The 19119-nt window shown below is 73.8% G+C and carries 21 protein-coding genes and 1 tRNA gene; 13 read left to right on the top strand and 9 right to left on the bottom strand.

Features of this window, described 5'->3' with window-relative positions:
- The first annotated feature begins 15 nt into the window (after positions 1-15).
- Complete coding sequence (locus tag KPL57_RS42770; protein WP_226356099.1) at positions 16-348, top strand: helix-turn-helix transcriptional regulator; 333 nt, start codon at positions 16-18, stop codon at positions 346-348.
- Positions 349-402: 54 nt separating this feature from the next.
- Here the strand turns inward: KPL57_RS42770 and KPL57_RS42765 are convergent, their stop codons facing one another.
- Positions 403-552, bottom strand: a complete 150-nt coding sequence (locus KPL57_RS42765; protein ID WP_226356098.1) for a hypothetical protein — start codon at positions 550-552, stop codon at positions 403-405.
- Positions 553-708: 156 nt separating this feature from the next.
- Between KPL57_RS42765 and KPL57_RS42760 the strand changes: the two genes are divergently transcribed.
- The 5 genes from KPL57_RS42760 to KPL57_RS67875 are packed head-to-tail and all read left to right on the top strand — an operon-like array spanning position 709 to position 4211.
- Entirely contained in the window at positions 709-1413 is a 705-nt protein-coding gene (locus tag KPL57_RS42760; protein ID WP_226356097.1) for a GntR family transcriptional regulator, read from the top strand.
- Between the two features lie 41 nt (positions 1414-1454).
- On the top strand, positions 1455-1643 hold the full coding sequence (locus tag KPL57_RS42755) for a ferredoxin (RefSeq protein ID WP_226356096.1): 189 nt from the start codon (positions 1455-1457) through the stop codon (positions 1641-1643).
- A gap of 41 nt (positions 1644-1684) precedes the next feature.
- A complete protein-coding gene (locus KPL57_RS42750; RefSeq protein WP_308253092.1) occupies positions 1685-2830 on the top strand; it encodes an FAD-dependent oxidoreductase in 1146 nt (381 codons plus the stop codon).
- Positions 2831-2845: 15 nt separating this feature from the next.
- Positions 2846-4033: a cytochrome P450 gene (locus KPL57_RS42745; protein WP_226356094.1), complete on the top strand. Its 1188-nt coding sequence runs from the start codon at positions 2846-2848 to the stop codon at positions 4031-4033.
- A 49-nt stretch (positions 4034-4082) separates the two neighbouring features.
- Positions 4083-4211, top strand: coding sequence for a hypothetical protein (locus KPL57_RS67875; protein ID WP_264198739.1), 129 nt, complete (start codon positions 4083-4085; stop codon positions 4209-4211).
- Here the strand turns inward: KPL57_RS67875 and KPL57_RS42740 are convergent.
- Positions 4180-4254, bottom strand: a tRNA-Ile gene (locus tag KPL57_RS42740). The two genes, KPL57_RS67875 and KPL57_RS42740, sit on opposite strands and share 32 nt — an antisense overlap.
- Before the next feature lie 96 nt (positions 4255-4350).
- Here KPL57_RS42740 and KPL57_RS42735 point away from each other — a divergent pair.
- From KPL57_RS42735 to KPL57_RS42725, 3 genes are all read left to right on the top strand, one after another.
- Positions 4351-5223: an LLM class flavin-dependent oxidoreductase gene (locus KPL57_RS42735; protein ID WP_226356093.1), complete on the top strand. Its 873-nt coding sequence runs from the start codon at positions 4351-4353 to the stop codon at positions 5221-5223.
- A gap of 406 nt (positions 5224-5629) precedes the next feature.
- Positions 5630-7081, top strand: a complete 1452-nt coding sequence (locus tag KPL57_RS42730; RefSeq protein WP_226356092.1) for a DUF2075 domain-containing protein — start codon at positions 5630-5632, stop codon at positions 7079-7081.
- 70 nt (positions 7082-7151) lie between these two features.
- Positions 7152-8678 carry an SIR2 family protein gene (locus KPL57_RS42725; protein ID WP_226356091.1) on the top strand — a complete coding sequence of 509 codons (1527 nt, stop codon included), beginning with the start codon at positions 7152-7154 and terminating at the stop codon, positions 8676-8678.
- A gap of 36 nt (positions 8679-8714) precedes the next feature.
- Here the strand turns inward: KPL57_RS42725 and KPL57_RS42720 are convergent, their stop codons facing one another.
- Both KPL57_RS42720 and KPL57_RS42715 read right to left on the bottom strand, forming a co-directional pair.
- Positions 8715-9635 (bottom strand): ADP-ribosylglycohydrolase family protein, encoded by a 921-nt coding sequence (locus tag KPL57_RS42720; protein WP_226356090.1) that lies wholly within the window; start codon positions 9633-9635, stop codon positions 8715-8717.
- Positions 9632-9814 carry a hypothetical protein gene (locus KPL57_RS42715; protein ID WP_226356089.1) on the bottom strand — a complete coding sequence of 61 codons (183 nt, stop codon included), beginning with the start codon at positions 9812-9814 and terminating at the stop codon, positions 9632-9634. The genes KPL57_RS42720 and KPL57_RS42715 overlap by 4 nt, the downstream gene beginning before the upstream one ends.
- A gap of 155 nt (positions 9815-9969) precedes the next feature.
- Here KPL57_RS42715 and KPL57_RS42710 point away from each other — a divergent pair, with 155 nt between their 5' ends.
- The gene (locus KPL57_RS42710) at positions 9970-10626 is read left to right on the top strand and encodes an NUDIX domain-containing protein (protein WP_226356088.1); all 657 of its coding nucleotides are present in this window, start codon (positions 9970-9972) and stop codon (positions 10624-10626) included.
- Between the two features lie 3 nt (positions 10627-10629).
- On the opposite strand, the gene KPL57_RS42705 is transcribed toward KPL57_RS42710, so the two are convergent.
- The 3 genes from KPL57_RS42705 to KPL57_RS42695 all read right to left on the bottom strand — a co-directional run bounded on the left by KPL57_RS42705 (position 10630) and on the right by KPL57_RS42695 (position 12781).
- Complete coding sequence (locus KPL57_RS42705; protein WP_226356087.1) at positions 10630-11331, bottom strand: TetR/AcrR family transcriptional regulator; 702 nt, start codon at positions 11329-11331, stop codon at positions 10630-10632.
- Positions 11332-11416: 85 nt separating this feature from the next.
- Positions 11417-12172, bottom strand: coding sequence for an SDR family oxidoreductase (locus tag KPL57_RS42700; RefSeq protein WP_226356086.1), 756 nt, complete (start codon positions 12170-12172; stop codon positions 11417-11419).
- Positions 12173-12241: 69 nt separating this feature from the next.
- Positions 12242-12781: a metal-dependent hydrolase gene (locus KPL57_RS42695; RefSeq protein ID WP_226356085.1), complete on the bottom strand. Its 540-nt coding sequence runs from the start codon at positions 12779-12781 to the stop codon at positions 12242-12244.
- A 117-nt stretch (positions 12782-12898) separates the two neighbouring features.
- On the opposite strand from KPL57_RS42695, the gene KPL57_RS42690 reads away from it, so the two are divergent.
- Together KPL57_RS42690 and KPL57_RS42685 are read left to right on the top strand one after the other, a co-directional pair.
- On the top strand, positions 12899-14209 hold the full coding sequence (locus tag KPL57_RS42690) for a D-arabinono-1,4-lactone oxidase (protein ID WP_226356084.1): 1311 nt from the start codon (positions 12899-12901) through the stop codon (positions 14207-14209).
- The gene (locus tag KPL57_RS42685; protein ID WP_226356083.1) at positions 14191-15201 is read left to right on the top strand and encodes an alanine racemase; all 1011 of its coding nucleotides are present in this window, start codon (positions 14191-14193) and stop codon (positions 15199-15201) included. Before KPL57_RS42690 ends, KPL57_RS42685 begins: the two co-directional genes overlap by 19 nt.
- A gap of 2 nt (positions 15202-15203) precedes the next feature.
- Here the strand turns inward: KPL57_RS42685 and KPL57_RS42680 are convergent, their stop codons facing one another.
- A complete protein-coding gene (locus KPL57_RS42680; protein WP_226356082.1) occupies positions 15204-16922 on the bottom strand; it encodes a long-chain fatty acid--CoA ligase in 1719 nt (572 codons plus the stop codon).
- Positions 16919-18328, bottom strand: coding sequence for an NAD(P)/FAD-dependent oxidoreductase (locus KPL57_RS42675; RefSeq protein WP_226356081.1), 1410 nt, complete (start codon positions 18326-18328; stop codon positions 16919-16921). The genes KPL57_RS42680 and KPL57_RS42675 overlap by 4 nt, the downstream gene beginning before the upstream one ends.
- An 89-nt stretch (positions 18329-18417) precedes the next feature.
- Here KPL57_RS42675 and KPL57_RS42670 point away from each other — a divergent pair, with 89 nt between their 5' ends.
- On the top strand, positions 18418-19119 hold the full coding sequence (locus KPL57_RS42670) for a TetR/AcrR family transcriptional regulator (RefSeq protein WP_226356080.1): 702 nt from the start codon (positions 18418-18420) through the stop codon (positions 19117-19119).

The following is a 19119-nucleotide window of genomic DNA, read 5'->3' as shown; positions in this document are numbered from 1 at the left end:
CGTGGGGCCGGCCCGATGACCTCGACCGACGACCGGGCGGTGGACGTGGCCTTCGACGCGCTCGCCGACCCCACGCGCCGAAGCATCCTCGAGATCCTGGCCGACGACGCGGAGTGCTCCGCAGGCGAGATCGCGACCAGGGCGACGAGCGTGGCCCGCACCACCGTGTCCACCCACCTGCGGATCCTGCGCGCCGCCGGGCTCGTCACCGAACGACGGATCGGCCGGAACCGCTACTACTCGATCGACGCCGACGGTCCGGCCGGCGGCGTCCTGAGCACTCTCGGGCAGATCTTCGGCCCCGCCGCACCCGCACCGGACCCGGCGGGCCGGCGTCTCCCGGGCTGACGGACCGTCCCACCCTCCCGGCCGGCCGGGCGTTCGCGTCGGAGCCCACCGGCCTCAGCCGCCGTCCCCCGCCCCGCCCGACGGCGACACCACAGGCTCGGCCACGAGAGCCGGGCGGGCGACCACGTCGAAGAGGTGCCCGGCACGTGCGGCGAGGGCGGGCTGGTCGCCCAGCCACGCGAGACCCGCGATGAGCGCGAACAAGTCGGTCCCGTCGAGCCCCGCGCGGGCCTCCCCGGCCTCCTGGGCCCGGTCGAGCTGTCGGCGGGACCGAGGGAACTCTGACGTGGACGACTTTCGCGTGTCAAGGTAACTTTGAAAAGTTAGCCTCATCATCTTCTTGTGGTTACAGTCCCCGCCATGGTCAAGCGGAGTGGATCCGGCACACGTGCCGACGAGCTCTACGAGCGGTTGCGCGCGGACATCTTCACGGCGCGGCTCACACCCGGGCGTCGTCTCAAGTTCCCGGAGCTCTGCGCGGAGTACGGCACAAGCGTCGGACCGGTGCGCGAGGCCCTCACCAGACTCACCTCCGAGCGGCTGGTCACCCTGCAGCCGCACCTCGGCTACACCGTCGCGGCACTGTCGGTGGAGGAGCTGACGGATCTCACCGCCGCCCGCGTCGAGATCGAGAGCCTGGCGTTCCGGCGCGCGATCCTCGGCGGGGACGCGCAGTGGGAGGCCGAGGTCGTCGCGGCCCACCATCTGCTGGTGATCCGGGAACGCGAGGCGATCGAGGGCGAGCGCGGAGACGCCTGGTACTTCGCCCACGAGCACTTCCACGCGGCCCTGCTCGCCGGGTGTGGCAGCCGCAGGCTCATCGAGATCAGCCAGGGACTGCGAGCCGAGACCGAGCTCTACCGGCGCTGGGCGGCGCCGTTCATCTCCGAGAACGACCGTGATCCCGCTGCTGAGCACAGGGCCCTCGCCGACGCCGCGGTGAACCGGGACGAGGTCCGCGGAGCCGAGCTCCTGCGGGACCACATCGCGTTCAGCACCCAGATGCTGATGTGTGGATTCGCCCTGGACACGGGGCTGCCGAACACGACACCGCTCCAGACCTGACCACGCAGCAGGCCCGATCCACGACTCACCGAGGACTTGCCGTGAAGCTGAACATCGACCGGGACCGCTGTGAAGGCTACGGCCTGTGCGCCGAGGCGGCGCCGCAGCTCATGCACCTGGGCGACGACGGCGATCTCGTGCTCGATGTCCCCGACGTCCCCACCTCGGCGGCCCTCGTCGCGGAGGAGGCGGTGCGCGTCTGCCCCGTCGCCGCGCTCAGAGCACGATGACGGCCGGGACGACCAGCGGGGTGACGGACCGGGACCGCATCGTGGTGGTGGGAGCCTCGCTGGCGGGTTCCACCCTCGTGGACACCCTGCGCCGCCGCGGGTTCGGTGGCGACATCACTCTGGTCGGAGCCGAGCCTCACGTCGCCTACAACCGGCCCGCCCTCTCCAAGGGGGTCCTTGCGGGGACCGACAGCCTCGCCGACATCACCCTTCCTCCACTGTCCTGCGAGGTCGACGAGCGGATCGGAACCGCGGCGGTCGCACTCGACCAGGATCGGCGCGAGATCGTCCTGGCCGGCGGCGACCGGATCCGCTACGACAGGCTCGCCATCACGACCGGCGCCCGCGCTCGCCGACTCGCCGACCTGGGCGCAGCGGATCCCGGGGTCGTCGAGACGACGTTCCGCGACCTCGACGATGCCCTGGCCCTTGACCGCCTGCTGGCCGCGAGACCGCATGTCCTCGTCGTCGGGGCGGGGATCCTCGGCATGGAGCTGGCGTCGGCGTGCCTGGATCGCGGATCCACCGTCACCCTGGTCGACCGGCAGCCTCCACTACGCACACAGCTCGGTCCTTACCTCGCCGAACTGCTGAGGTCTGCCGCAGAACGGCGGGGGGCGCTGATCGCTGACGATCCTGGCGGAGTTCGGCTGCGTGCAACCGCAGACGGGACTCCGGCCGCCGAGCTCTCCGACGGCCGACGTTTCGAGGGGGACCTGGTGCTGAGCGCGGTCGGTTGCCTCCCCGAGGTCGAGTGGCTGCGGTCGTCGGGGATGTCGGTCGACGGTGGCATCGCGATCGACACCCGATGCCGGGTGTCGCCGACCGTGGTCGCTGCCGGGGACGTGGCCGCCTTCCCGACCGTCCAAGGCCCGAGACGCACCCCGCTGTGGAACGCCGCGATCGAGCAGGCCCGCACCGCCGCCGCGGCCCTCCTCGACGGCGACGCGGCGGCCCCGCTCGTCCCGGACCCGTTGTTCTGGACCGAGCAATTCGGCCTCAAGGTACGCATCAGCGGCCCGACGCCGGCGGTGGGCGACCCCACCTTCGTCGAAGGCCGTTCACGCGCGGACGGCGGCCTCCTGCTCGGCTGGCCGGGTGAGCCCGGCACCGCCGCCGCGGTCAACCGACGCATCCCGATCACCCGGCTCCGTGCACTCACCCGACCCGACAACCTCATCACCTAGTCCGGAGGACCAGCAATGACGCTTGCCGCCCAGACCCCCCGCTCCGACGTCGACCTCTTCGCCGACGACACCCTCCTCGACCCCTACCCGACCTACCGCGACCTGCGCGACCGGGGCTCGGCCGTCCGGTTGGACGCGCTCGACGCCTGGGCGCTCCCCCGCTACGACTCCGTCCGTCGAGCCCTCGGCGACTGGGAGGCCTTCTCCGCCGCCGGGGTCGCCCTCAACGAACCCGTCTCCCAGATGCTGGTCGGCACCGTGCTGGCCACGGACCCGCCCGCACACACCGCGCTGCGCGCGGTGCTCTCCGACCGACTCGGCCCCCGCGCGGTCCGCCCACTGCAGCGCGACATCGCCGAGCGGGCAGAGACCCTGGTCGACAGGGTGCTCGCCGGCGGGACCTTCGACGCCGTCGCCGACCTGGCCACGGCCTTCCCCTTCTCCGTCGTGTTCGACCTGATCGGCCTGCCCGACGAGGCCCGCCCGAACATGCTGCGCTGGGCGGACGCGACGTTCACCGTGCTCGGCCCGATGAACGCCCGGGCCGCCGACGGACTCTCCGCAGTAGGCGAGATGTTCAGCTGGGTCGGTGGCCTCACCGCCGCCAACCTGAAGGAGGGCAGCATGGGCCGAGCCATCTTCCAGGCTGCGGACGAGGGGCGGATCAAGCACGAGTCGTGCCTCCCGCTGCTGTCCGCCTACGCCGCCGCGGGTCTGGACACCACGATCAACACGATCTCCAACGCCGTACACCTCTTCGCCGTCCATCCGGGCGAGTGGGACCGAGTCTGCGCCGACCCGACCCTCGTCCCCAGTGCGCTCAACGAGGTCCTCCGCTACGACGCGCCCGTCCAGGTCTTCGGCCGCCGGGCCACCCGGGACGTCGAGATCGACGGCGTCGTCGTCGAGGAGGGCGCCCAGGTCCTGGTGATGTACGGGTCCGGCAACCGCGACGAGCGCCACTACCCCGACCCCGACCGCTTCGACGTCACCCGCAACCCCACCGACCACCTCAGCTTCGGCTACGCCACCCACGCCTGCGCCGGGCAGGCCCTCGCCCGGATCGAAGCCCAGTCGATCATCGCGGCCCTGGCGAAGCGCGTGCGGCGGATCCACATCGGCACCCCGGTCCGACACCTCAACAACACCGTCCGGGGCCTCGACAGGCTTCCGGTGACCGGCGTCGACCTCCGCTCCGCCTGAGCCCGGCCCCCGGGAGCTCGACGAGCCCGAGCACACCGTCCGGCGCCGCGTGCTCGACGGGCCGCTCACCCTGCGCGCCGCCCGCGCCCGCGAGGCGGACGTCACCGAGGTCGCGGACCTGCTGATCGTCCCGAGCTGCACCTTTGTGCGGCGGGCCGGGCTCGAACCGGCAACCTGACGGGTTATGAGTCCGCTGCTCTGACCAATTGAGCTACCGCCGCGGCGAGCCGGAGAGTACCGGAGCCGGGACACCCCGCACCCGCATCACCCCGGTCCTCCGCCGGGTCCGGAGGGGACCCGGCCTAGGCTGCGTCGCCATGCGGCTCGGTTACCTCACGCACGTCACCGGTGACGATCCGTCACGCGCCTACCGCGAGACGATCCGGTTGGCGGAGCGGGCCGAGGAGCTCGGGTACGACTCGTTCTGGGTGGCCCAGCACCACGACGGGCATCTCGGTGGGCGGCTGCCGTCGCCGCTGGTCCTGCTGGCCGCGGTCGCCGAACGCACGCGGCTGATCCGGCTGGGGACGGCCGTCGTCGCGCTGCCGCTGGAGGACCCGCGCCGGCTCGCCGAGGACGCCGGTGTGCTGGACGCACTCTCCGGCGGACGCCTGGAGCTCGGCATCGGCGCGGGTGCCGACCCCGACGCGGCGCGACGGTTCGGGCGTCACCACGACGACCGGCACCGCGACACCGTCGCCGCGCTGGACGTCCTGCTGGAGATGCTGCCGCCCGCGCTCGCCGCGCAGCGGGTGTGGTGGGCGACGGCGACGCCGTCGTCGGTGGACGCCGCCGCGGCCCGTGGGGTGGGGGTGCTGTCGGGCAGGCCTCCGTCGTCGGACGGCGACGTCGTATCGGAGCTGGCCCGGTACTGGACCTACGCCCGCGGGGTCCCGCGCGTCGCGCTGTCCCGGCCGCTGCCGGCGGGCCACTCGACCGGCCGGATCATCGACGAGCTGCTGGCCGACCCCGCCCTGCCGTGGGCGGGCGAGATCATCGTGCAGGCCCAGCCGTCGACCGTGCGCGCCGACGTGCACGACGAGGTGATGGAGCGGACCGCGCGGTTCGTGCGGCCGTTCCTCGGAGTGGCGGGGCCGGCGCACGGGCCCGCGGTCGTCGAGGAGGTCGACACCGACGACGATCTCACGCCCGCGATGCGGCCGCGGCCGGTGGTGCGGCCGCACCGGTAGGTCGTTGCGACCGGTCGGTCACGTAGGGTCGCCACCGCGGACCGCCAGGCACCGGGGCCTCCCGACGCTGCCTCCACACCCGCACGCCGATGACGCGTGCCCTGTGGAGGTTCCCCCGTGGCCCTGGTCCGTCACAACGCGGCCACCCTGCGCTCCCGGGCCGAGGCCCGGGAGCTGGACGATCTCCTGGTGCGACAGGCCCGCATCGTGTTCGACAGCGCCGTCGGCGCGAGTGAGGTCAGGTCCTGGCGCGAGAGCCTTCCGGCGCTGCTCGCCGACGTCCACGATGCCGGTCTGGACCACGTCGAGGTGCTCCTCGAGCACAAGCTGCCGTTCTCGCCCAAGCGCGTCGACGCGATCCTCTGCGGGGTCCATCCGACGACCCGTCGGGTCGGAGCACAGCGACGTGCACGGCATCGCCTATCTCCACAACGCCTCCGCCTCCGGGTGGAACCTGAGCCACTTCGAGGTGGACGCCCACGGACGTCTGTTCCGAGGCGACCAGCGTGGCGGACTCGTCGACGAGCTGCGCCGACTGCTCGACACCGATCCCACCACCGCCGACGACGCGCGCCGTGTCGCCGACGACCTGCTGAACGCCGCTCCCCGCCCTTCAAAGCCGCTGCTCAGCGTGGCCGCGGAGGAGGTACGCAAGCGGGAGCAGTTCGTCCTGGTCGACGAGCAGAAGGTCGCCTACACGCTCGTGGAGCACGCCGTCGACCTCGCGCACCGCCAGAACACCAAGACCGCCGTGATCGTCCTCGGCGGTCCCGGGTCGGGCAAGAGCGTGCTGGCGCTCAGCCTCCTCGGCGATCTGTCGCGCAAGGGACGCGAGGTCATGCACGCGACCGGCTCCAGTGCATTCACCCAGACACTGCGCAAGATCGTCGTCGGCTCACGCTCGACGCGGTCGCAGAAGGTCTTCCAGTACTTCAACAGCTTCATCGGGCTGGAGCCGAACACTCTCGACGTCGTCATCTGCGACGAGGCGCACCGGATCCGCGAGACGAGCGTGAACCGCTTCACCAAGGCCGCCGCGCGAGCGAGGGCGCGCCCCCAGGTCGACGAGCTGATCGCCATCGCGCGCGTCCCGGTGTTCCTGCTCGACGAGCACCAGGTCGTGCGCCCGGGCGAGATGGGCACCGAAGCGGAGATCACCGCCGCTGCCGAACGCGCCGGCTGCCGCGTCGAGGTGGTGCGGCTCGGCGGTCAGTACCGCTGCGGTGGGTCGGAGTTCTACGAGCAGTGGGTCCGTCGCCTGCTGGGCCTGGACCCCCGGCCACCGATCCGATGGTCGGAGCTGGTCGCCGCCGACCCCGACGAGAGCTACAGCGTCGCCGCGCTCCCGTCCCCGGCCGCTCTCGAGGGCTGGCTGCTCGGCCGTTCCTCGGGGACCGCCGACACCGCGCGGCTCGCCGCCGGCTACTGCTGGCGGTGGAGTGACCCCGTCACCGGCGACGACGGCGCCCGGCGCCTCGTCGACGACGTCGTCATCGGCGGTTGGTCCCGTCCGTGGAACGCCAAGCCCGAGAAGGCGGTCCGGGATGCGCCGCCCTCGCACTTCTGGGCCAGCGACAGCCGCGGATTCGGCCAGGTCGGCTGCATCTACACCGCCCAGGGGTTCGAGTACGACTGGTCCGGCGTCGTCATGGGGCCCGACCTGGTCCGCCGGAACGGTGTCTGGGTCGCCGACCGGACCTCCTCCTACGACGGTCCGGTCAAGAAGGCCGGGGACGACGAGTTCCCGGCGCTGGTGCGGAACACCTACAAGGTGCTTCTCACGCGGGGGATGAAGGGGACGGCGGTGTTCTCGACCGATCCGGAGACCCAGCAGTTCCTCGAGGACATGTGCCGCTGACCGCCGACACGACCGGCCCCTCGGTTCTCGATGAGGGCCGGCGGACGCAACTCTGCGACAGACTGTCGGAATGGGTCACGTCTTCGTCGTCCCCGGCGACATCACCCGCTTCGCCTGCGACGCCTGGCTCCTCCCCACCGACTGCACCCTGCACCTGACGCGGGGCTGGCTGCGCACCGTCGACGGTCTCGGCCCCGCTCGCGACGCGCTGGGCGCCGAGGCCGATGACCTGCGTACTGAGCGGACCGTCGCGCTGGCACTGCCACGGTGGGAGGGACCTCGCCCGGTCCTGACGGCGGTGCCGATCCACGGAGTCCGCGACGCCCGCGACGTCGCGGAACGCGTCGAGGCCGGGCTTCGCGAGGCGTCGCGGGTCGCCCGGGACACGCGCTCGGCGCGGGGCAGGCCGCTGGTCGCGATGCCTCTGTTCGGCGGTGCGGGCGGGGGCGGTGACGCGTTCCGCGGAACGCTCGTCCGGGCCGCGCTGGAGACCGCGCGGGCCACCGACGCCGAGGTCGACGTCGCGCTGGTCCTGCGCGAGGAACGCGACCTCGCCCAGGCCCAGAGGCTGCGACGCCAGGAGGAGGACCGGTGGTGGCCCGGGCTCGACGACGCTCTGCGCGAGCACTCTGCGACGCTCGCCGGGCACGCCGGCCGCGGACGGCTGGTCCCGTTCATCGGGGCCGGGGTCTCGATCTCCGCTGGACTGCCGACCTGGGCGGGCCTGGTCGAGCGGCTGACGACCGAGCGGCTCTCCGCGGCCGACCGGGCCGAGTTCCGGCAGCTGGACATCCTCGACCAGGCCGAGATCCTCGAGCGCGGCTACGCCGACCGGGCCGCGTTCGCCGCCGCCGTCGTCGGCCACACCTCGGCCGATCGGTACGGCATCGCACCGGCACTGCTGTCCGGACTCCCGTGCCGTGAGGCGGTCACCCTGAACTACGACCAGCTCTACGAGCTCGCCGGAGAGGCGCTCGGGAAGCGGACCGCCGTGCTCCCCGAGGACTCGGCGGCGCTCGGCGAGCGGTGGCTGCTCAAGCTGCACGGGACCGTGACGAGGCCGGAGTCCATCGTCCTGACACGCCGCGACTACCTGGCCTTCCGCTCCGGCCGTGAGGCGCTGTCGGCGCTCGCGAAGGCGCTGCTGCTGACCCGGCACCTGCTCTTCGTCGGCTTCGGTCTCACCGACGACCACTTCCACGAGGTCGTCCACGACGTCCGGGCCGTACGTCCGCGCCGCCCTGGCGACCCGAAGCTGGGGACGGCGCTGATGCTGTCGTCGTCGACGCTGCGACGGCGGCTGTGGGGCGACGACCTCGACCTCGTCGCCCTCGACGACGGCGGTGCGCTCACCGACGTCGCCGACCAGGCCCGGCAGATGGAGATCTTCCTCGACCACCTGCTCGCCCACACCGACGCCGGACCCGGGCACCTCCTCGACGACCGTTTCGCGATGCTGCTGACCCCGCCGGAGCGACGGCTGGCCGACCGGCTCCGCCGTGTGGCCGCGGAGATGGGCGACGACGAGCTGTCGACCATCGCCGGACGGGCCGTGCGCGACTTCCTGGACCGGCTCGGCGACTCCGCACGTCGCTGACGCCCACCACGGGGTCCGCACCGGCGGCGAGGCCCGCTACGACCCCGACACGATCCGCCCGGCGAGCGCGACGAGGTCCTCCCCGCCCAGCCCCGGCCATCCGTGCACCTCATGCCGCCACCGCTCGGGCACCGCCGCACCACCGAACCGCCCACCCAGCAACGCCCCCGCGATCGCGGCGACGGTGTCGGTGTCCCCTCCCCCACCCACCGCCGCGACCAGGCCGTCGGGGAGCGTCACCGCCCCCTCCACCGCCGACCGGGCGCCGAGCAGCGCGGCGACCACCCAGCCGTTCCCGACGGCCCAGGCGCCCGGCCGCAGTCCCGCGGCCCGGTCCAGCCAGACCGTCCACTGCGGATCGACCCGGGACAGCCCGGAGCCCACGTCGAGCTCCCCGGTGCGCACGGCACGGTCGATCGCGAGGCACCACAGGACGCACGCCTCGCCGGCGACCGGGTCGTGGTGGGTCAGCGCGCTGACCGCGTGCGCGGCCTCGACGATCGCGTCCGGGTCGCCGAGATGGGCGAGCGCGACCGGCGCGGTGCGCATCAGGGAGCCGTTGCCCGCGGTGCGCCCGGTTTCCTCGTGCACCCGCGCGGCGGCCGCCCGCATCCGGGCCGCCGATCCCGGACCGGGGGCAAGGCCGGTGAGCACCCGCCGGGTCTGGATCCCGACGTCGGCCGGGGCGGTCGCGAACCAGGCGAGGAAGCCGTCGGCGATCGCGTCGAGCGCGTCCGGGGTCCGGAGGTCGGCGCCGGTGGCGGCGACCCGGGCGATCACGCAGCTCATCTCGGTGTCGTCGCTCCACTGGCCCGGCGCGTAGCCGCCGAGGCCGCCGCCGAGCATCGCGGGCTCACCGACGAGCGGGCGGGAGCCGTACTCGTAGGGGACGCCGAGGGCGTCGCCCGCCGCCGCGCCCAGCAGCACCCCGGCGGCCCGGTCCGCGACGGCGCTCACGCCGCCACCACCAGCGGGTGGGCCGGGTTCGTCGCGACGGTGACGACCGCCCGCCCCTGCCAGGACGGGCGGCTCGGCCGGGCCGCCGCCGTCGCGCCGGCGGACGCCGTCCTCTCCCCGCCGCCGGACAGCGGCGCGGGCTGCGCGACGGACCGGCCGGCCCGGTGGTCCGGCGTCACCACCGGGTCGGCGCCGACGGCTTGTCGACCACGGGCGGGATCAGGGTCAGCGGCCCGCGCACCACCGGGTTGTCCACGTGCAGGTCCATGACGTCCTCCTATTAGCTCAATCTTGCGCTAATCAATAAGAGCACAGCCGCGCTAATCTGTCCAGCATGGGATGGACCGACGAGCACGGCAGGCGCCTCACCGACTACGACCGGCCGTCCGTGGCCGTGGACGTCGCCCTGCTGACCCTCGACGCCGGGGGGCGGCTCGCCGTCGTCGTCCACGAGCGCACGGGGGCGCACGCCCGCGGGCTGCCGGCCCTGCCCGGGACGTTCCTGCACGTCGACGGCGCGGAGACGCTGCGCGACGCGGCGCTGCGCGCGCTGCGCGACAAGGTGGGCGTGACCGGCCGGGAGCCCGAGCAGCTGCGGGTCTTCGACGACCCCGCCCGCGACCCGCGCGGCCGGGTGCTGTCGGTGGCGCACGTCGACCTGGTCGGCCACGACCGGATCGAGGACACGACCGGCGTCCTCGCCCCCGTCGAGGGCGGGACACTGCCGTACCCGCTGGCCTACGACCACGACCTCGTCGTCGCGCACGCGGTGCGCTGGGCGCGGGACCGCTACGCCGCGGCCCCCGACCCGGCCGGGCTGGCGGGCGAGGAGTTCACGCTGCTGGAGCTGCAGGGCGTGCACGAGGCCGTCGAGGGGCGACGCCTGCAGAAGGACACCTTCCGCCGCCGGGTCGCCGACGGTCTCGTCGAGACGGGGCACGTCCGCGCCGGGACGGTCGGGAAGCCGGCCCGGACGTTCCGGCGGCCATGACGGTCATCCCCGTCGCGCGAGCTCGGCCAGCCACTTCTTGAGCAGCACCGTCTCCGGCGCACCGAGGACGTCGTTGTCGTCGGGCAGCGCGAGCAGGGCTGCCGCGGCGGCGCCGATCCCCGGTCCGCCGGACGCGCGCTCCGCATGCCCTCCGGTGATCGCGGCCAGGGTGGCCTCGCGCATGTCGGCCGACAGACCGGGGTCCGGGCGCGCGGTGATGATCTGCCGCAGGGTGACGCCGACGTTGGCGGCGAGCACGTGGGCCGCGGCGCGTTCCGGGCTCACGGTGATCCGGCCCCGGCGGTCGGCCTCCCGGGTCAGGCCGAGCAGGGCGGCGGCCGGCCCGTCCTGGGCGGACGGCCGTCGCCCGGGCGTGACCTGCCCGTACATCAGGGCGTAGAAGCCGGGGTGGGCGATGCCGAACGCGACGTGGGCGTCCCACCCGTCGCGGATGTCCTGGATCGGGTCCCCGCTGGACTCCTGGGCCCGCTTCGCGGACAGGTACTGCTCGAACCCGTGCTCCACCACCGCGTCGAGCAGGCCCTCCTTGCTGCCGAAGAAGTGGTACAGCGTGGGGAGCCGGACGCCGGCGGCGTCACAGATGGCCCGCAGCGGGACGGTCTCCCCCGGCGACGCCGCGATGAGGTCGGCGGCCGCACGCAGGAGCCGGTCCCGGGTCCCGACCTCGGCCGGTTGATCTGCCACGGCCCCACTGTAGGACGCCCGTCCGGGGCCGGGGCGCGGACCGCGGGCCGGTCGCCGCCCTGCCCCGGCACCCACCGGACCACCCTCAGCGCGTGGTGTAGCCGCCGTTGGCGAAGATCGTCTGGCCGGTGATCCAGTGCCCCTCGGTCGCGAGGAAGCGCACGATCGGCGCGATGTCCTCGATCTCGGTGAGCCGCCCGCCCATGGCCATCGACCTGTGGAACTCGACCCGCTCCGGGGTCTCCTGCGGGTAGAAGAACGGCGTGTCCATCGGGCCGGGCGCGATGCCGTTCACCGAGATGCCGCGGCCGGCGAACTCCTTGGCCGCCGCACGGGTGAAGTGCTCGACCGGGGACTTCGCGCCGGCATAGGTGGAGTAGCCGTCGGTGAAGGCCGCCAGCAGCGACGTGACGACGGTGATGATCGCGCCGTTGTCGGCGAGGCTGCGGCCCGCCTCCTTGATGAAGAAGTACGCGGCCTTGGAGTTGATGTCGAACATCGCGTCGTACTCGGCCTCCGTGGTGTCCACGATCGGCTTGCGGAGCACCTTGCCGACGGCGTTGACGGCGACGTCGATCGGTCCGAGCGACCCCGTCGCGTCGGCGAAGAGCTGCTCGACCTGCGCCGGGACGGTCAGGTCCCCCTGCAGGAGCACCGCTTCGCGACCCGCCGCCTCGACCGCCTTCAGCGTCTCCTCGGCCTCGGCGCGCGAGGACGCGGAGTTGTAGTGGATCGCGACGTTCGCCCCCGCCTCGGCGACCTGACGGCTGATCAGCCCGCCGAGGTTCTTGCCTCCCGCGGCGACGAGCACGGTCCGGCCCTGCAACGACTGCACGCTCATGCGTTCCTCCTGTATCGACTGTATAGCTAGATGTATCAGCTATACAGAGCGATGTCGAACGCGGTCGCGTCAGAAGGCCCAGGTCCCGGTCAGCAGCGCCACGCCGGTGACGGCCAGCAGCCCGACGACGACGTGCTCCCCCGTCCCGCCCGTGCGGAACCGCAGCGCCCGCGGCCAGCGGATCCCCTCCAGCGGCCAGAACGCGAACCGGTTGCCGTTCGAGGTCAGCTCGTCGCCGATCGCCCCGACCCAGCAGCCCGCGCCGGCCGCGACACCGGTCCAGACCGCCGTCTCCCCGGGCAGCAGGAACCCGGTCCCCCACCACGCCAGCAGCCCGACCGCGGCCGCGAAGACCGGCGAGTGCGACAGGCCACGGTGCGAGACCCCGGTCGTCACCCGGGACAGCCACCGGATCGCCCGGCACAGGAGCCAGGTGACCGGCGGCAGCGACCGCGCGGCGACGCTCGACGGGTGGTCGAGGTCGGGCGCGAAGGCCGCCAGCGCACACACCACCACGACCACCGGCACCAGAACCGGTGGCGGCGGGACCGCCGGGCAGACCGCGAGCCCCAGCACCGCGCCCGACAACGCGTGCGTACGCCCCATCATCGTGACCCCAACCCCTTCCGAACGGACACGGAGGGTAACCGCGCGACACCGTGACGCCGGGGCGCCGACACGCGTGCCGGTCTTGACCGTGCCCGCCGGGCCGCGCAGGCTCGCAGCGTGACGGACCGGTGGCGCAACTGGGCGGGCAACCAGCGCACCCGTCCGATCAGGACGGTCCACGCCCGCGACGCCGACGACGTCGTCCGGGCGGTGCGCGACGCCGCCGGGAGGGACCTGCGGGTCCGCCCGCTCGGCAGCGGCCACTCCTTCACCGGCATCGGCGTGCCCGACGGCGTCGCCCTCACCGTCCCCGCCGACCCCGCCGCGATCCGGCTCGACGGAGAGCTCGTCACCGTCCCGGCCGGGGTCACCCTGCACACGCTGAACCGGTGGCTGTGGGCCCACGGCCGCGCCCTGCCCAACCTCGGCGACATCGAGGCCCAGACCGTCGCCGGCGCGATCTCCACCGGCACCCACGGCACCGGCGCCGGGTACCGCGGCATCGCCGACGGGGTGCGCGGGCTGCGCCTGGTCGACGGGCTCGGGGAGCTCCACGAGCTGGGCCCGGCCGCCGACCCCGACCTGTTCGACCTGGCGCGGGTGGGGCTCGGGGCGCTCGGTGTCCTGGTCGAGGTGACGCTGGCGACCGTACCCGCGTTCCACCTGCACGCCCGCGAGTCCGCGCGCCCGCTCGCCGAGGTCCTCGACGGCCTCGACGACCTCGCCGCCGGTCACGACCACGTCGAGTTCTACTGGTTCCCGCACACCACGACCGCGGTGCTCAAGACGAACGACCGGACGGAACGGCGCTCGCCCGGGCGCGGCCGGGTCGCCGCGCTGGTCGGCGACGAGGTGCTCGGCAACGGCGCGTTCGGGCTCGTCCAGCGCGTCGCCGCGCTCGCCCCGCCGCTGGTCCCGCGGCTCAACCGGGTCATGGCCGGGCAGATGGCCGCCGGGGAGTACGTCGCCCCGTCGTACGCGGTGTTCTGCAGCCCGCGCCGTGTCCGGTTCCTGGAGATGGAGTACGCCGTACCGCGGGCCGCGCTGCCCGAGGCGTTCGCCGGGCTGCGGGCCGCCGCCGCGCGACACGCCCACGACGTCGCGTTCCCGGTCGAGGTACGGATCCTGCGCGGCGACGACATCGCGCTGTCCACCGCGTACGGACGGGACACCGCCTACCTCGCCGTGCACGTCCACTCGGGACGCCCGCACGAGGCGTACTTCGGGGCCGTCGAGTCGGTGCTGTCCGCACTGGACGGACGGCCGCACTGGGGCAAGCTGCACACCCGCACCGCGGAGCAGCTGCGCCCCCGCTACCCGCGGTTCGACGCGTTCGTCGCCGCACGTGACCGGCTCGACCCGGCGGGCCGGTTCCGCAACCCCTACCTCGACCGGGTCCTGGGAGTGCCGTGCACGTCGACGACCTGACCACGCCCGCGCTGCTCGTCGACGCCGGCGCGCTGGAGGCGAACCTCGCCGACATGGCCGCGCTGCTGCCCGGCCCGCGGCTGCGCCCGCACGTGAAGGCGCACAAGACGACCGAGCTGGCCCGGCGGCAGGCCGCCCACGGCCACACCGGGTTCACCTGCGCCACCGTGCGGGAGGTGGAGGGCATGGCGGCGGCCGGGCTGGGCGCGGACCTGCTGCTGGCCAACGAGGTGCTCGACGCCCGCCGGCTCGGCGCCGTCGTCGGGTCGGGCGCGCGGGTCACCGTCGCGATCGACTCGGAGCAGACGCTGCGGGCCGCCGTCGACGGCGGGGTGCGCGAGGTGCTGGTCGACGTCAACATCGGCCTCCCGCGCTGCGGGATCGCCCCCGCGAAGGCCGGGGCGCTCGCCGACGCCGCCCGCGCCGCCGGGCTCGTCGTGCGCGGCGTGATGGGCTACGAGGGCCACCTGCAGATGCTCGACGACGCGGCCGAACGTGCCCGGCTCACCACCGAGTGCACCGACCGGCTGCTGGCCGCACACGCCGACGTCGGCGGCGAGGTCGTCTCCGGCGGCGGCACCGGCACGCACGCGATGAACACCGCCTGCACCGAGATCCAGGCCGGGTCCTACGCGCTGATGGACACCGCCTACACCGCCGCCGGGCTGGGGTTCCGTCAGGCGCTGACGGTGCTGTCCACCGTGGTCTCGACGACCGCCCCGGCCGGGGACATGCCCGGCTGGGCGGTCGCCGACGCCGGCCTGAAGGCGTTCGGCATGGACCACGGCAACCCGGCGGTGCCCGGCGGGAACGTGTGGTTCTGCGCCGACGAGCACCTGGTGTTCGCCGCCGACGCCCCGCCGCGCACCGGCGACCGGGTGCGGGTCGTGCCCGCACACGTCGACCCCACCGTCGCCCTCCACGAGCGGATGCACGTCGTGGAGGGCGACCGGGTCGTCGACACCTGGGCGGTCGACCTGCGCGGCTGGTGAGGTCAGCCGGCGTCGATGCCGCCGCCGTCGTACAGCGACTCGATCGTCTCGGCGAACTTCTCGGTGATCGGGCGGCGCTTGAGCTTCATGGTCGGGGTGAGCTCGTCGCCGCCGGGGATCCACGGGTCGGGCACGATCGCGTACCGGCGGACGGTCTCGACCCGGGACAGGCGCGCGTTGCCCTCCGTCACCGCGCGGGCGATCTCCTCCCGCACCGTCGGGTCGTCGTGGGAACGGCCGGCCGCGACGTCCGGGTCCAGCACGACCAGCGCGACGTTGTACGGCCGCGCGTCACCGATCACGCAGAGCTGACCGATCAGCGGGGACCGGGACTTGATCGCCGACTCCACCGCCGACGGGGAGATGTTCTTCCCCGACGCGTTGATGATCAGCTCCTTCTTCCGGTCCACGATCCGCAGGTAGCCGTCCTCGAGGACACCGATGTCACCGGTGCGCAGGTACCCGTCCTCGGTGAACACCGCCGCGGTCTCCTCCGGCTTGCCGCGGTAGCCCCGCATCACGGCCTCGGACCGCATCAGCACCTCGCCGTCGGAGTCCAGGCGCAGCTCGGTCCCGGGCAGCGCGGGACCCGCGGTGCCGACCCGGATCGCGTCGGACGGGTTGCAGGTGCACGCCGCACAGTTCTCCGACATGCCGTAGATCTCGCCGAGCGGCACGCCGATGGCGTGGAAGAACAGTGTCAGCTCCGGTGCGCTCGGGGCGGCACCGATGTTGGCCGAGCGCGCCTCGTCCAGGCCCAGCGCGGCCCGCAGCGACGCCAGGACCGGCGCGGCGTCCGCCACCCGGGCCGCGAGGTCGGCGGGCACCGGTTCCCCGGCCTGGACGAGCCGGGCCGCCTCGGTCCCGTCGGCGATCGCCGCCTCCACGACCGCGCGCTCCCGCGGCTCCCGGGCCGCGACCGCCGCCTCCACCCCGGCCTTGAGCTTCTCCCAGATCCGGGGCACCGCGAAGAACGAGTGCGGACGCACCTCGCGCAGCGCCGCGCCGATCTCGCGCGGGTTCGCGCACGTCGTGACGTCGAGACCGAACAGGATCGCCATGTAGTACGACGCGTCCCGCTCGGCGATGTGGGCCAGTGGCAGCCAGCACACCACGCGGTCCCCGGGCCGCAGACCGAACACCGTACCGACGGTGCGGTTCGCGCTCACCAGGTTGCGGTGGGTCAACTCGACGCCCTTGGGGGGACCGGTCGTGCCCGAGGTGTAGATGATCGTCAGCAGGTCGTCCGGTGTCACCTCGGCCGGCGCGGCGAGCGGCTCGGCCGCCAGCAGCACCTCCCATCCGGTGGCGCCCTCCGGTCCGGGCCCGTCGAGGACGACGACCCGGCAGCCGGTCGCCGCGGCCGGCCCCGCCGCGACGGCGACGAAGCTCTCCTGCACGACCAGCACCGTGGCGCCGGAGTCGCGCAGCACGTACTCGATCTGTTCGGCCGAGGAGGTGTTGTAGACCGACACCGTGGCCGCGCCGAGCAGCACCGCGCCGAGGTCGGCCACGTGGAACTCGGGCCGGTTCTCCAGCATCAGCGCGACGACCGAGCCGTGCCCGACGCCGAGCCCGGCCAGCCCGGACGCGGCACGGCGGGCCAGCGCGTCGTACTCCGACCAGGTCCAGCGGATCGCGTCGTCCCGGGTGCGCAGCGCGATCTCGTCGCCCCGGGCGGCGACGGTGTCGCGCAGGGCCTCCAGCAGTGTTCCGGTCATCCTCGGGCCTCCGCAGCGGTCGGGACCGGGGCGCGGTCCGGGGACGCGGGCTCCGGGGTGAGACCGCGCCGTGCGGACTCCTCGCGATTCTGCACGAACCTGCGTGCCTCCCGGACCCGGGCGACCTCCCGACCGACGTCGCGCCGCAGCACCCGCCAGAGCTCGGCACGGTCCACCGACGGATCGCGCAGGCAGTCGCGGACCCATCCCAGGAGCCGGGACGCACGGAAGACCTCGCCCGGTGGCCGACGACGGGAGAACACGTCCCACAGCTCGGTGGCGCGGTCCTCGCTCGCGGCGAACCACCGGTAGGACGCGCGCTCCAGCGGGGAGACGTCGTCGTCGCGGCCCAGACCGTTGGCCCACTGGTACATCGGCAGGCACTGCTCGTCGCGATCGGCCTCCCAGCGCGCGAGCGCGGCGTCGAGGTCGGTCGGGTCGTCCAGATACGGGGCGACAGCCTCGCCGAGCAGGCGGCCGAAGCGCAGTGCGTCGCGGATGCCCTGGGCGGTCACCGGGTCCTTGAAGTGCCCGGCGTCGCCGGCGAGCGCCCAGCCCGGGCCCTGCGAGTGCCGGAAGTACGACGGGTGACTCCGCGAGGTACGGACCTTCGACGCCATCGTGCAGCCACGCAGCCGCTCGGCCAGCGGTGCGATCCGGGCCACGGTCGCCTCGAACGTCCCGACGGCGTCGCGCCGGAATTCCTCGGCGCGCTCCGCCGGCGGCATGAGCAGGACGACGGACTTCCCGCCGTCGCAGGGGAAGACCGTGGCGAGCTCGCGCCCCTCACGCCACTGGGCGGCGACACCGCGCAGCTCCTCGCGGGGGTCGTCGTAGTAGGCGAAGGCCATCATGCGCTGGTTCTGCCAGCGGTGGTGCTCACGGGTGCCGACCAGGCGGGCGACGGTGGAGCGACGCCCGTCGGCCCCGACCACCAGCTTCGCCCGGATCTCCCCGGTGCGGTCCTCACGGTCCTGCCAGCGGACCCCGACGACACGTCCGCCGTCGTCGTGGAGCAGCCCGGTCACCCGGGTCGCCTCGCGGACCTCGGCGCCGGCCTCGCGAGCGGTCTGCACCAGCGCGAGGTCGAGCCCGGGGCGGCGCACGCAGGACCCGGTGGCGATGCCCTCGTAGGCGCCGTAACGGCCGGTGATCTCGACCTCCGGCGTGCCGAGTGCGGCCCGCGGATGCAGCGGCGGGTCCAGCGCCAGCACCCGGTCCCTGACCCCCAGCCGCTCCAGCTCCGCCCAGTGGTGCGGAAAGAACAGGTGGGTCGACAGTGTGTCCGAGGGGAAGGTCGCGCCGTCGAGGGCGACGACAGCACGGCCGCGGCGGGCCAGCGCGATGGCGGCGGCGGAGCCCGCACAGCGGGCCCCGACGACGAGCACGTCGGTGTGGGTCTCCATGAGCAGCGACGATGGCAGCTCGACGAGTGTTTTACAAGTCTACTCATTTTATGAATGTACTTCCAGAACACTCGGGCTATCCTCTTCCGGTGACGACGAGCGCAGGCACGACGGCAGCAGCCCGGGGCGAGCGCCGGCGCGCCCGGACCCGGGCCGCGATCCTCGACGCGGCCGAGGAGGTATTCCGCCGCGAGGGGCACGAGGCCGCGCGGATCGAGGAGATCGCCGACCTCGCCGACGTGTCGGTGGGCTCGATCTACACGCACTTCAACGGCAAGCTCGGCCTCTACCTGACCCTGGTCGAGCGGTCGCTGGACCTGTTCGCCTCGTACATGGCGCGGATCGACTCACCCGAGCTGACCCCGCTCGGCCGGGTCCTCGCGGGGGGCGACGCCTATCTGCGCTTCCACCTGGAGCACCCGGGTGCCTTCCAGTTCCTGGCCCATCCCCGGCCCGCCGGCGCGGCACACTCCGGCGAGGGCGACATCGAGACGCGGATCCGGGAACGCGTCGGCGGCCTGCTCGACGACTTCACCGACCGGATCGAGGCGGCCGTCGCCGCCGGAGAGGCCCGACCGGTCGACGCCGGCCGGCTCACCCGCTACCTGTGGGGAGCCTGGAACGGCGTGATCGGGCTGAGCCTGCAGCCCGACGGGCTGCGGCTCTCGCCCGACGAGGTCGCCGAGACCCTCGAGCTGGGCCGCTGGCTGCTGCGCGAGGGGCTGGCCACGGCGTCCCTGCGCGGGCCGGACGGCACCGTCGGCGACCGGGTGGCCCTCCCCCGCGTCTGA

It is taken from the genome of Pseudonocardia sp. ICBG601 (genome assembly GCF_020496245.1).
Note: the sequence above shows the minus strand (reverse complement) of the source record. Positions and strands in the feature narration are given on the sequence as shown.

What these genes read in the sequence shown, in the direction of transcription:
- KPL57_RS42770 (WP_226356099.1), top strand. Translation starts at nt 16, where the DNA reads ATGACCTCGACCGACGACCGGGCGGTGGACGTGGCCTTCGACGCGCTC.
- KPL57_RS42760 (WP_226356097.1), top strand. Translation starts at nt 709, where the DNA reads ATGGTCAAGCGGAGTGGATCCGGCACACGTGCCGACGAGCTCTACGAG.
- KPL57_RS42745 (WP_226356094.1), top strand. Translation starts at nt 2,846, where the DNA reads ATGACGCTTGCCGCCCAGACCCCCCGCTCCGACGTCGACCTCTTCGCC.
- KPL57_RS42735 (WP_226356093.1), top strand. Translation starts at nt 4,351, where the DNA reads ATGCGGCTCGGTTACCTCACGCACGTCACCGGTGACGATCCGTCACGC.
- KPL57_RS42725 (WP_226356091.1), top strand. Translation starts at nt 7,152, where the DNA reads ATGGGTCACGTCTTCGTCGTCCCCGGCGACATCACCCGCTTCGCCTGC.
- KPL57_RS42710 (WP_226356088.1), top strand. Translation starts at nt 9,970, where the DNA reads ATGGGATGGACCGACGAGCACGGCAGGCGCCTCACCGACTACGACCGG.
- KPL57_RS42700 (WP_226356086.1), bottom strand. Translation starts at nt 12,172, where the DNA reads ATGAGCGTGCAGTCGTTGCAGGGCCGGACCGTGCTCGTCGCCGCGGGA.
- KPL57_RS42695 (WP_226356085.1), bottom strand. Translation starts at nt 12,781, where the DNA reads ATGATGGGGCGTACGCACGCGTTGTCGGGCGCGGTGCTGGGGCTCGCG.
- KPL57_RS42680 (WP_226356082.1), bottom strand. Translation starts at nt 16,922, where the DNA reads ATGACCGGAACACTGCTGGAGGCCCTGCGCGACACCGTCGCCGCCCGG.
- KPL57_RS42675 (WP_226356081.1), bottom strand. Translation starts at nt 18,328, where the DNA reads ATGGAGACCCACACCGACGTGCTCGTCGTCGGGGCCCGCTGTGCGGGC.